9 protein-coding genes are annotated in these 12,564 nt (G+C 64.5%); 6 read left to right on the top strand and 3 right to left on the bottom strand.

Translation table 11 applies throughout. The features are described 5' to 3' along the window. Positions 1–28: 28 nt before the first annotated feature. A complete protein-coding gene (locus tag IB262_RS27680) occupies positions 29–697 on the top strand; it encodes a tetratricopeptide repeat protein (protein ID WP_034788954.1) in 669 nt (222 codons plus the stop codon). 328 nt (positions 698–1,025) lie between these two features. Beyond that, positions 1,026–2,456 carry a ribosome biogenesis GTPase Der gene (gene der / locus IB262_RS27675; RefSeq protein ID WP_112975109.1) on the top strand — a complete coding sequence of 477 codons (1,431 nt, stop codon included), beginning with the start codon at positions 1,026–1,028 and terminating at the stop codon, positions 2,454–2,456. Positions 2,457–2,528: 72 nt separating this feature from the next. Here the strand turns inward: der and IB262_RS27670 are convergent, their stop codons facing one another. Then, positions 2,529–3,446 (bottom strand): sugar kinase, encoded by a 918-nt coding sequence (locus IB262_RS27670; protein WP_112975108.1) that lies wholly within the window; start codon positions 3,444–3,446, stop codon positions 2,529–2,531. A 174-nt stretch (positions 3,447–3,620) separates the two neighbouring features. Here IB262_RS27670 and IB262_RS27665 point away from each other — a divergent pair, with 174 nt between their 5' ends. Then, positions 3,621–5,252: an alpha-glucosidase family protein gene (locus IB262_RS27665; RefSeq protein ID WP_112975107.1), complete on the top strand. Its 1,632-nt coding sequence runs from the start codon at positions 3,621–3,623 to the stop codon at positions 5,250–5,252. Continuing rightward, positions 5,252–5,716, top strand: coding sequence for an aminoglycoside 6'-N-acetyltransferase (gene aac(6') / locus IB262_RS27660; protein WP_090298396.1), 465 nt, complete (start codon positions 5,252–5,254; stop codon positions 5,714–5,716). Before IB262_RS27665 ends, aac(6') begins: the two co-directional genes overlap by 1 nt. Before the next feature lie 13 nt (positions 5,717–5,729). On the opposite strand, the gene ade is transcribed toward aac(6'), so the two are convergent. Next, positions 5,730–7,427, bottom strand: coding sequence for an adenine deaminase (gene ade / locus IB262_RS27655; RefSeq protein ID WP_060528885.1), 1,698 nt, complete (start codon positions 7,425–7,427; stop codon positions 5,730–5,732). A 133-nt stretch (positions 7,428–7,560) separates the two neighbouring features. Beyond that, positions 7,561–8,886: an aspartate aminotransferase family protein gene (locus IB262_RS27650; RefSeq protein WP_060581709.1), complete on the bottom strand. Its 1,326-nt coding sequence runs from the start codon at positions 8,884–8,886 to the stop codon at positions 7,561–7,563. 264 nt (positions 8,887–9,150) lie between these two features. Between IB262_RS27650 and IB262_RS27645 the strand changes: the two genes are divergently transcribed. Further along, positions 9,151–11,403: a glycoside hydrolase family 9 protein gene (locus IB262_RS27645; protein ID WP_112975132.1), complete on the top strand. Its 2,253-nt coding sequence runs from the start codon at positions 9,151–9,153 to the stop codon at positions 11,401–11,403. A 60-nt stretch (positions 11,404–11,463) separates the two neighbouring features. Beyond that, positions 11,464–12,552, top strand: a complete 1,089-nt coding sequence (locus tag IB262_RS27640; RefSeq protein WP_210333269.1) for a Gfo/Idh/MocA family oxidoreductase — start codon at positions 11,464–11,466, stop codon at positions 12,550–12,552. Positions 12,553–12,564 lie beyond the last annotated feature (12 nt).

Here is a 12,564-nt window from a genome sequence, read left to right as displayed (position 1 = left end):
CAGTGTGCAGGCAAGGCCGGGGCAATAGATGGCGAACCAAGACGACAGCTTTATCCGCGAGGTCAATGAGGAACTGCGTTCCGACCAGATGAAGAGCATCTGGGCCCGCTTCGGCGGCGTCATCGTGGCCATCGCCGTGCTTATCGTACTCGGCACCATCGGCAAGGTCGGCTTCGATTACTGGCAGGATGGCGCCTCCTCGAAGTCGGGCGATGCGTTCCTGCAGGCGTTGAACCTCGCCAAGGAAAACAAGACAGACGAGGCGCTCGCCGCCTTGAACACGCTGGAGAAGGACGGCTACGGCGCCTATCCGGTGCTGGCGCGTCTGCGCGCTGCCACGCTGCAGGCGCAGAAGGGCGAGACAGAGGCGGCTGCCAAGGCCTTCTCCGCCATCGGCAAGGACAGCAGCGTCCCGGCAGCTATCCAGGAGGCAGCGCGTCTGCGTGCAGCCTACCTGCTCGTCGATACCGGCGGTTACGACCAGGTTTCGGCCGAGGTCGAGCAGCTTGCTACGCCGCAGAACAACATGCGCCACTCGGCGCGTGAAGCCCTTGGTCTCGCTGCTTACAAGTCCGGCGACTACGCCAAGGCGAAGACCTGGTTCCAGCAGATCGTCGACGATGCGCAGAGCCCGCGCAACGTCACCGGTCGCGCCCAGATGCTGCTCGACGTGATCGCCGCGAGCGGCAAGGCATAAGACGACAGCCCATCCCACCGGAAGGGCACAGGGTGAAAGACCCTTTCGAATCAGCGCATGATGCCAATGTCGGTCTCGACCTTGGGATTGTGCGCTAAAGCGTTTAAAGCAGTTTCAGCAAAAGTGCTCAGCGGTTTTGCGTCCGGAACTGCGAGAGACAAGGCAAGCAGTTTCAGCAAAAGTGCTTGAGCGGTTTTGCGTTCGGGATTGCCGAGTACAATCGGAACAGTTCCTGCTGGAACTGTCGCTGCCCGATGCGGCAGAAAACGAATTTATGAGCGCAGCCGCCTTGTTGGCAGCAGCGCTCCAAGCGGAAACGGATAGATCCATGAGCTTCACCGTCGCCATCGTCGGGCGTCCCAATGTCGGCAAGTCCACCTTGTTCAACCGTTTGGTCGGCAAGAAGCTGGCGCTCGTCGACGATACGCCGGGTGTCACCCGCGACCGTCGCCCGGGGGACGCCAAGTTGATCGATCTGCGCTTCCGCATCATCGACACGGCCGGTCTCGAGCAATCGGGACCCGACACGCTGCAGGGGCGCATGTGGGCGCAGACCGAGGCCGCGATCGACGAAGCCGATCTTTCGCTGTTCCTGGTGGACGCCAAGGGCGGCCTGACGCCGGCCGACGAGACGCTTGCCGCAATGCTGCGCCGCCGCGGCAAGCCGGTGGTGCTGGTCGCCAACAAGTCGGAAGCACGCGGTTCCGACGGTGGCTTCTACGATGCCTTCACGCTCGGCCTTGGCGAGCCGTGCCCGATCTCGGCCGAACACGGCCAGGGCATGCTCGATCTGCGCGACGCGATCGTCGCTGCGATCGGCGAAGAACGGGCCTACCCGCCGGAAGACGACGTGGCCGAAACCGATATCGATCTGCGCCCCACGTTCAAGGACGACGGTGAAGACGAAGAGGTGGAGACCGCCTATGATGAGACCAAGCCGCTGCGGGTGGCGATCGTCGGCCGGCCGAACGCCGGCAAGTCGACCCTGATCAACCGCTTCCTCGGCGAAGATCGACTGTTGACCGGCCCGGAAGCCGGCATCACCCGCGATTCCATCTCGGTCGAATGGGACTGGCGCGGTCGCACCATCAAGATGTTCGACACTGCCGGCATGCGCCGCAAGGCCAAGGTTCAGGAGAAGCTCGAGAAGCTCTCGGTCGCAGACGCGCTGCGCGCCATCCGCTTTGCCGAAACGGTGGTCATCGTCTTTGATGCAACCATTCCCTTCGAGAAGCAGGATCTGCAGATCGTCGACCTCGTGCTGCGCGAAGGCCGGGCGGCCGTTCTCGCGTTCAACAAGTGGGACCTGGTCGAGGATTGGCAGGCGGTGCTTGCCGATCTTCGCGAAAAGACCGAGCGGCTGTTGCCGCAGGCCCGCGGCATCCGTGCCGTGCCGATTTCCGGTCACACCGGCTACGGCCTCGACCGGCTGATGCAGGCGATTATCGAGACCGACAAGACCTGGAACCGCCGCATCTCCACCGCGCGGCTCAACCGCTGGCTGGAATCGCAGACGGTTCAGCATCCGCCACCGGCCGTTTCCGGTCGCCGGCTCAAGCTCAAGTACATGACCCAGGTGAAGGCGCGCCCGCCGGGCTTCATGATCTCCTGCACGCGGCCGGACGCGCTGCCGGAATCCTATGTGCGCTACCTGATCAACGGTCTGCGCAACGATTTCGACCTGCCGGGCGTGCCGATCCGCATGCACTTCCGTTCGGGCGACAACCCGTACGAGTCCAAGGCGAAGAAGCGCCGCTAAAGAGGGAGCGGAAAACCAAACAGGCTTTCCGTCTGCATCCTTCCTAAAGTTCCTGAAAAGTGACCTCGCCGCTCACGCGGCAGGCAGCTTCTCCCGCGCCACGAGCGCGCCGTGATGGCCGATGACGCCGGCAGCGACGCTTGCCGCAAAGGCGGCGGCCTGGGCCGGCTTGTCGCCCGCCACCAGGCGGGAGACGAAGGCGCCGTTGAAGCTGTCGCCGGCACTGGTCGTATCGACGACGCGCTCGACCGGGGTCGCCGGCACATGCTCAACCGGGGCATCGCCGAAGGCGAGCGTCACACCCTTCTCGCCATCCTTGACGACAAGGTTGGTGGCGCCCAGGCTCTTGTAACGGGCAATCGTCGCGTCGATCGATGCATCGCCGAAATGGGTCATCTCGTCGTCGAAGCTCGGCATCACCAGGGTCGCGGCGCGGGCACCGCCGGTCAGCGTGCGGCGCATGCGCTCGGCATCGTCCCAGAGACGCGGGCGAATGTTCGGGTCGAAGACCACCGTCTTGCCGGCAGCCTTGGCGCGGCGCAGCTCCGACAGCAGCGTTTCTACGGCATCGGGCGCAAGGATCGCCAGCGTGATGCCGGAGAAGAGGATGAGGTCGGAGCTTTCGATCGCGCGTCTGAGGTGCTCGGCGTCGTCGGCAAGCAGCTTGGCAGCCGAGTGCGAGCGCCAGTAGGAGAAGCTGCGCTCGCCGTCCTTTAGATGGATCATATAGAGGCCTGCCGAGCGGTTCTCGATGCGGCGGACGGCCGAGGTGTCGATCGCTTTTTCCGCCATGAAGGCCAGCATCTCGTCGGAAACCGTGTCGGTGCCGACGGCGGAGCAATAGGCGACGGTCCAATCAGCAGGCATGAAGAGCTGCGCATAATAGGCGGCGTTGAACGTGTCGCCGGCATAGCCTTTGCGCAAGAGCCCGCCTTCCGCCTGCATGAGCTCGACCATGCACTCTCCGATCGCAAGCATCTTTCCGGCCAACGACTTTCCTCCTCACAAGATTTCGTCTGAGACGGGATAAGGGTCTCGATCGTTCTCGGCAAGAGATAGTTTCCGGCTGTTTGGTGGCGATCCGTGCGTGGCGGTGAATGGCGTTTACTCCGGCGCCGGGCAACGCTACACCTTTGCGCGACAGACCGTCTTCAGGGGGCTTACATGGCGTCTCGGCAGGTATCGGGTGACGATTGGTGGCGCGGTGCGGTGATCTATCAGGTCTATCCGCGCTCGTTCCAGGATACCGACGACGACGGCATCGGCGATCTCAAGGGTGTCACCCGCAGGCTGCCGCACATCGCCTCGCTCGGCGTCGATGCGATCTGGCTGTCGCCGTTCTTCACCTCGCCGCAGGCCGACATGGGCTACGACGTTTCGGATTACTGCGACGTCGATCCGATGTTCGGAACACTCGCCGATTTCGACGAGATGCTTGGTGAGGCCCATCGTCTTGGCCTGAAAGTGATCATCGACCAGGTGATCTCCCACACCGCCGATCGCCATCCCTGGTTTGTCGAAAGCCGCTCCAGCCGAACGAACGGGAAGGCGGACTGGTATGTCTGGGCCGATCCTAAGCCGGACGGCACGGCGCCCAACAACTGGCTGTCGATCTTCGGCGGACCGGCCTGGGAATGGGACGGGGTGCGCAAGCAATATTACATGCACAACTTCTTAGGCTCGCAGCCGGACCTCAACTTTCACAATCCCGAAGTTCAGGATGCGGTGCTCGATGCTGCCCGCTTCTGGCTGGAGCGGGGCGTCGACGGCTTCCGACTAGATACGGTCAACTTCTACTTCCACGACAAGCACTTGCGGGACAACCCGCCGCTCGTGCCGGATCCGGATGCCACCAGCAACGATGCGCCCGACGTGAACCCCTACGGCATGCAGGACCATCTCCACGACAAGAGCCAGCCGGAAAACATCGCCTTCCTCGCGCGGTTCCGGGCGTTGCTTGATCGCTACGAAGGCCGCATGACCGTCGGCGAGGTGGGCGACGGCGCCCGCTCGCTGAAGACCGTGGCCGCCTATACCAGCGGCGGCGACAAGCTCAACATGTGCTATACGTTTGACCTCCTGGGGCCGGACTTTACCGCGGCCCATATCCGCCGCTGTGTCGAGAATTTCCAGGAGGCGGTGACCGATGGCTGGGTCTGCTGGGCCTTTTCCAACCACGACGTGACGCGCCATGTCAGCCGCTTTGCCCGCAATGAAGCGGAGCGGGAGAGGGTGGCGCGGCTGGCGATCACACTGCTTTCCAGCCTGCGCGGCTCGATCTGCCTTTATCAGGGCGAGGAACTGGGGCTGCCGGAGGCGGAGCTTGCCTTCGAGGATCTGCGCGATCCATATGGCATCCGCTTCTGGCCCTCCTATAAGGGCCGCGACGGATGCCGCACACCGATGGTTTGGGAGCAGGCAGCGGCCAATGCCGGCTTTACCGCCGGCAAGCCGTGGCTGCCGGTGCCCGAGGACCATCGGCGGCTTTCGGTCGACGCCCAGCAAACCGGGGACACGGTGCTCGATCACTATCGCGCGACGCTCGCCTTCCGCCGATCGCAGCGGGCACTCAGCGATGGCACGATGCGGTTCCTCGACACGAACAGCGATCTCCTGGCCTTTGTTCGCGAGAAAGACGGCGAGCGGCTGCTCTTCGTCTTCAATCTCACCCGGGAACCGCTGGAGTTTCTGGCGCCGTCGGCGGTTGAGCCCCTGGAATTGCCCGGATATCCGGCACGGCTTGAAGCCGGTAGCATCAGGGTTGCCGGACTGTCGGCCTTCTCAGGGAAGTTCTGATGCGCGTATTGTTGATGGATGGCGAAACCATCGGCCGCTGGGTCGAGATGCGTCTGGCGCTCTGGCCGGATACACCGGCGGCGGATCATCGCGCCGAAGTCGAATCCAGTCTCGCGGAGCGCGACCGCTACGCTTCGTTCCTTTGCGAGGACGAAGCCGGCGTCGCTGCCGGTTTCGCTGAAGCGTCGATCCGCCACGATTACGTCAACGGCTGCGAGACCTCGCCCGTCGGCTTCCTCGAAGGCATTTACGTCTTGCCCGCCTACCGCCGTCGCGGCGTGGCGCGCGCCCTGATCACCGCGGTCGAACGCTGGGCGACAAGCCGGGGCTGCCAGGAACTCGCCTCCGACACGGCGACCGACAATCTGAGGAGCCAAAGCCTGCACATGGCGCTTGGCTTTGAGGAGACGGAGCGCGTCGTCTATTTCCGCAAGGAACTGGCGCCCGCCGTGGCCGACAACTGAGTGCCGCCGCCAATCACCCGATCAGCATGAACTTGTCGACATCGACCAGCCCGCGATCCGAGATCTTCAGATGCGGGATGACCGGCAGCGGCAGGAAGGCGAGCTGCAGGAACGGCTCCTCCAGCGTTGCGCCGAGCGCGAAGGCGGCGTGGCGCAGGTCGTGCAGCGTGTCACGGACGCTCTCATAGGGCTCGAGGCTCATCAGGCCTGCGACCGGAAGCGCGATCTCGCCGGTCACCTTGCCGTCCTCGACGACGACGAAACCGCCCTTGATCTCGCCGAGCCGGTTGGCGGCGATCGCCATGTCCTCGTCGTTGACGCCAACGACGCAGATGTTGTGGCTGTCATGGCCGACGGTCGAGGCGATCGCGCCTTTCTTCAGCCCGAACCCCTGCACGAAGCCATTAGCATGATTGCCGTTGACGCCGTGGCGTTCGATGACGGCGACCTTGATGATGTCGCGGCCGAGATCGACGCCGGTCTGGTTGCCGACCGCCGGCAGGCGGTAGCGGCGGTGCTCGGTGATGATCTTGCCGGGCAGAACGCCGATGACCGAGGTGTCGCCGTCTGCGACCGGAATGCCGAAGGCGCTGGCATGGACTTGGCCGGCCTTGACGCTGTCGAGCCCGACGGGGGCGACCGTCTTGCGGGTGGCAAAGAGCGCGTCGGTGACGCGGCGACCACCGGAGAACACCGTTTCGGCCTTGCAGTTTTCCAGGCTGTCGATGACCACGAGATCGGCGCGCCAGCCGGGCGCGACCAAGCCGCGGTCGCGCAGACCGAAGGCGCGGGCGGCCGAGATCGAGGCGGCGCGGTAGATCGCCAGCGGCTCGACGCCGGCGGATATCGCCGTGCGGATCATATGGTCGAGGTGACCCTGCTCGGCGATGTCGAGCGGGTTGCGGTCGTCGGTGCAGAGCGCCAGGTGCGGCGACAGCCGCTCGGTGATGATGGGCATCAGCGCATGCAGGTCCTTGGAGACCGAGCCCTCTCGCACGAGGATGTGCATGCCCTTGCGGATCTTCTCCATCGCCTCTTCAGCGCTGGTGCATTCATGGTCGGTGCGGATACCGGCTGCCAGATAGCCGTTCAGGTCCTTGCCCGAAAGCAGTGGAGCATGACCGTCGATATGGGCGCCCTGGAAGGCATCGAGCTTGGCGAGGCAGACCGGGTCCTTGTGCACAACACCCGGAAAGTTCATGAACTCGGCAAGGCCAATGACTTTCGGATGGTGGCGGAAGGGCAGGAGACGTTCGATCGGCAGGTCGGCGCCCGACGTTTCGAGATGCGTCGCCGGCACGCAGGAGGAGAGCTGGACGCGGATGTCCATGATCGTCTCGAGCGCCGAATCCAGGAAATACTCGATGCCCTCGGTGCCGAGCACGTTGGCGATCTCGTGCGGATCGCAGACGACGGTGGTGATGCCGAGCGGCAGGACGCAGCGGTCGAACTCGTGCGGCGTGACCAGCGAGGATTCGATGTGCAGATGGGTGTCGATGAAGCCGGGCACGACGATGCGGCCCGTGATGTCGATTTCCTCGCGCCCCTCGTAGCTGCCGAAGGTGCCGACGATGCGGTCGCCGGAGATCGCGATGTCGGAGGCGACCAGTTCGCCAGTGACGAGATCGAAGAACTGCCCGCCCTTCAAGACGATGTCAGCCGGCTCGCGTCCAACGCCCTGATCGATATAGCGTTCCAGCGCTTCGGACATGAGGCAACTCCATTTCTTATACGCGCCCCGGATGCTCTCTCGGCGGGACGACGCTTGGTTTCATTGTTGCGGATAAGAGTAACCCTTCCCCCGTTGCCGGGGAAAGGGTTCTGACGGTCTCGACGAGGCCTGCTTAGATATTGCTGTTGAGAACGGCGCGCAGCTTGCCGAACAGCTCGTCGATTTCTGCCTTGCTGATGATCAGCGGCGGTGACAGCGCAATGATGTCGCCGGTGGTGCGGATCAAGAGGCCGCTCTCATAGGCCTTGAGGAAGGCGGAGAAAGCGCGCTTCGTCGGCTCGCCGGCGATCGGCTGCAGCTCGATCGCGCCGATCAGGCCGAGATTGCGGATGTCGATGACATGCGGGCAGTCCTTCAGCGAGTGCAGGCCCTCTTCCCAATAGGGTGCCAACTCGGCGGCGCGGGTCAAGAGGCCCTCTTCCTTGTAGGTATCGAGCGTGCCGAGGGCGGCGGCCGAGGCGATCGGGTTGCCCGAATAGGTGTAGCCGTGGAAGAACTCTATCATGTGCTCCGGGCCATTCATGAAGGCATCATGGATCTCGGAGGTGACGAAGACCGCACCCATCGGGATGACGCCGTTGGTGAGCCCCTTTGCGGTCGTAATGATATCCGGCTTCACGTCGAAATACTGCGCGGCAAACGGCGTGCCGAGGCGGCCGAAACCGGTGATGACTTCATCGAAAATCAGCAGGATGCCGTGCTTGGTGCAGATCTCGCGCAGTTTCTGCAGGTAGCCCTTCGGCGGGATCAGCACGCCGGTGGAGCCGGCCACCGGTTCGACGATGACGGCTGCGATGGTGGAGGCGTCATGCAGCGTAACGATCCGCTCGAGTTCGGTCGCGATATCGCCGCCATGCTCCGGCTCGCCGCGGGTGAAGCCATTCTGGGCCGGCAAGTGGGTGTGCGGCATATGGTCGACGCCGGTCAGAAGCGTGCCGAACATCTTGCGGTTGGAGACGATGCCGCCGACCGAAATGCCGCCGAAGTTGACGCCGTGATAGCCGCGCTCGCGACCAATCAGGCGGAAGCGCGAGCCGTCGCCCTTGGCGCGGTGATAGGCGAGTGCCACCTTCAGCGCGGTTTCTACCGATTCCGAGCCAGAGTTGGTGTAGAGAACGTGGTTCATGCCCTCGGGCGCGATGTCGACCAGGCGGTTTGCCAGTTCGAAGGCCTTGGGGTGGCCGAGCTGGAAGGCCGGCGCATAGTCGAGCTCGCCCGCCTGCTCACGGATCGCCTCGGTGATCTTCGGGCGACAATGGCCGGCGTTGACGCACCACAGACCCGCCGTGCCGTCCAGTACCGTGCGGCCGTCATGGGTCGTGTAGTGCATGTCCTTGGCGCCGACGAAGAGGCGCGGTTCCTTCTTGAACTGCCGGTTCGCAGTGAACGGCATCCAGAAAGCACGCAGGTCGTTCGGCGTGTTAAGGCGGTTCGACATTCCAGTTCTCCTCGGTCTCTCTTGTCGTCCGGGCGGTGCTGCCGCCCAAATTTTTACCCTTTGGTCAAACTATCAGGGCGCCGAGGCGCGTCAAGCCTCGCACCGGTCCGCCAGACAGGTCGCGACGGGTCTTGGCGACAGCGAAATTTCGCCGCGCCGCCGGATCTTTTCTCAAGCTTAACTTGTTTGCGGCAACGCTCTGCTGCCATGGCTTGTCGGCTCCGTGGCGCCTTTTGAGTGGCCGGCGAGTTCGGAGTTGGAAACGTGTCGAGGTTCGGGATAGCACACGCGGCGATTGCCGCGCTCTTCCTGCCGGGCCTGTCAAGGGGCGCCGAACTGATTGCTGACGGCCACTTTGACAAAAGACAGGACACGTTCTGGGCGAGCGACGGGCTGGCGTTCGCGCGCGAGAACGGCCGGCTTTGCGTCGAGGCTGCGCGGGGCGGTGAAGCCTGGAGCCAACTCATCGGCACCAATGGCTTGAAGCTCGAGCCCGGTCGCATCTACCGTTTGTCGATGAGGGTGATCGCCGAGCCGGCGCGCAGCGTCCAGGCAAGGGTGCAGCGCGCCGCCGATCCCTGGACCATGGTGGACGAATTCACGATGGAAGGCACGCCGGAGGGCAGCCTTTTTTCGGCGGAGTTCGCGGGGCAGGAGCCGGACGAAGCGCAGCTCGTTTTTCCGCTTGGCGGCGGCGAGAGCGGCCGTGTCTGCCTCGACGACGTCTCGCTGGTGGCGACCGGGGCTTCCTCGCCGGCGGCGCGGCGGGCGGCCGAAGGGCCGGCCATTCGCGTCAACCAGCTCGGCTACCTGACGGATGGCCCGAAGCGGGCGACCTTCGTCGCCGATGCGAAACAACCCATCGATTTTCGACTGTTGGATTCTGCGGACAGGATCGTCGGCAAGGGCAAGACGCAGCCCCACGGTTTCGATCCGACGGCCGGGGTCGAGACGCAGGTTGCGGACTTCTCAGCGTTCAAGACGCCGGGCGACGGCTATCGACTGGTGTCCGGCGACTGGGCAAGCGACCGCTTTTCGATCGGCGAGGATCTCTACACGCGGTTGCGGGTCGATGCACTGTCCTGGTTCTACCCGCAAAGAAGCGGGATCGAGATCAGGGGGGCGATCGCCGGCAAGGCCTATGCCCGATCGGCCGGCCATGTCGGCGTCGCGCCGAACCAGGGCGACAAGGCGGTTCCGTGCCTTGGCGGCGCGCAGGCCGAGGCGGTCTATGGCGGTTGGTCCTGTTCCTACCAACTGGACGTGACCGGCGGCTGGTATGACGCGGGCGACCACGGCAAATATGCGGTGACCGGAGCGCTGGCTGCTGCGCAACTGCTCGCCGCCTACGAACGCGGCCTGACGTTTGCGCCCACATCGGCGGTGATGCGCGACGGGCTGTCGCGCATTCCGGAAAACGGCAATGGCCTTCCGGATATTCTCGACGAGGCGCGCTGGGAGCTGGAGTTCTTGCTGCGGATGATGGTCCCGGACGGCGAGCCGCTCGCCGGCATGGTGCACCACAAGATCCACGATACGGCCTGGACCGCCGCGCCTATGCTGCCGGGCGACGACCCGCAGCCGCGCGCGCTTTACCGCCCCTCGACCGCGGCGACGCTCGATGTTGCGGCGGTGGCTGCCCAGGGCGCGCGGCTCTTTGCCGAGCATAACCCGACATTTTCCGCGCGGCTGCTTTCGGCGGCGCGCAAGGCGTGGGTGGCGGCGAATGCCAATCCGGCGCTCCTTGCCCCCAAGTCCGATGGGTTCGGCGGCGGCGGCGACTACGACGACGACAGCATTTCCGACGAGCTTTTCTGGGCGGCGACCGAGCTTTATCTGACGACCGGCAACGGCGAATATCTCAAGACCCTGCGGGCCTCGCCGCTCTGGGAAGCGGATATGTTTTCGCCCGGCGGCGCTTTCAACTGGCGCGACGTTGCCGGCTTCGCGCGGCTGCAACTCGCCCTTTATGGCAGGGCGCTGCCGGCGGTCGATCAGGAAACGATCCGCAATTCGGTGCTCACGAGCGCGCAGCACCTGCTGTCGCTGCAACAGGCGGAGCCATTCGGTATCGTCTACCGGCCGAACGAGCGCCGCTACGACTGGGGATCGAACCAGTTGATGCTGCAGAACATCGTCGTGCTGTCGGCCGCCTACGATCTCTCCGGCGACAGGGTCTTTCTTGACGGCGCGCGCGAGGGCATGGACTACATCCTCGGGCGCAATGCGATGGGGCTTTCCTACATAACCGGCTATGGCAGCCGCTCGCCGCAGAACCAGCACAGCCGCTGGTATGCCCGTCAGCGCGATCCGCAGCTGCCAAATCCGCCCGTCGGTTCGCTTGCCGGCGGTCCGAACTCGACCTTTGTCGACGACATCGCCAGGGAGCGGCTGCGCGGGTGCGCGCCGCAAACCTGCTATGTCGACGATATCGAAGCCTATGGGTCCAACGAAATCGCCATCAACTGGAATGCGCCGCTCGTTTACGTCGCGTCGTTCCTGGCCGACGCGCGATAGGAGACTGAAAGCGTGACCGGGATTGCCTTTGTCGGAACCGGCTTCGTCGCCGACTATTACATGACGACGCTTGCCAACCATCCGGAGCTGCGGCTCACCGGCGTCTGGGACCGCGATGCCGAGCGCCTCGACGCGTTCGCACGCTACTGGAAGGTTTCGCCCTATGCCTCGCTCGACGCCGTGCTTGCCGATCCCGCGGTGTCGATCGTCGTCAATCTGACGACGCCGGAGAGCCACTATACCGTAAATTGCCGGGCGCTTTCGGCCGGAAAGCACGTCTATTGCGAAAAGCCCCTGGCGATGACGGTGGAGCAGGCGAGCGAACTCGTCGACCTGGCAAGGGCCAAGGGGCTTGTTCTGGCCGGTGCACCGGCCAATGGGCTCAGCGACGCGCAGGCGCTCTGCGCCCGTCTGCTTGCGGACGGTGCCATTGGCACGCCGCGGCTTGTCTACGCCGAGATGGAAGATGGCCCGGTGTTCAAGGCCAACTGGCGCGCCTGGCGCAGCCGCTCGGGCGCTCGCTGGCCGGGCGTGCATGAGTTCGAGGTCGGCTGCACGCTCGAACACGCGGGTTATGCAGCAAGCTGGCTTGTCTCCCTCTTCGGCCCGGTCGCCGAAGTCAGTGCCGTCTCGGCGCTGACCTTTCCGGACAAGGGGCCGGGAACCGAGACGCTGGCGCTCGGGCCCGATTTTTCCGTGGGTTGCCTGACGTTCCGCTCCGGCCTGACGGCGCGGGTCACCTGCGGCCTGGCGGCGCCGCGCGACCGCTCGCTGACGATCCTCGGCGAAAAGGGCATGATCGCCGTTCGCGATCTCTGGGACAATCGCTCGCCGATCCATCTGGAGATCTTCGGGGCGAAGCGGCCGCTCCTGCATCGCGGGCTCGACTGGCTGGAGTGGAAACTCGGCCGCAAGCTTCCGCTTCGGCTCTATCCCGGAACGAAGATGCGCTATCCGACGGCGCCATCGGCAAGTGCGCTTCCGGCCTTTCCGTCGCAGATCGATTTCGTGCGCGGCATTGCAGTGCAGGCGCAGGCGCTCAAAGGCGGCGAAACACCGTTTTTCTCCGGCGCGACGGCGCGACATCTGACGGAGGTGGTGTTGGCGCTCAACGGCGGCTGGCGGGACTACCGTCCGCTCGACCTCTAGGCGCAGCGTCGG

This window comes from Ensifer sp. ENS02 (assembly GCF_014851885.1).
GTDB classification, from domain to species: Bacteria; Pseudomonadota; Alphaproteobacteria; order Rhizobiales; family Rhizobiaceae; genus Ensifer; species Ensifer adhaerens.
Note: the sequence above shows the minus strand (reverse complement) of the source record. Positions and strands in the feature narration are given on the sequence as shown.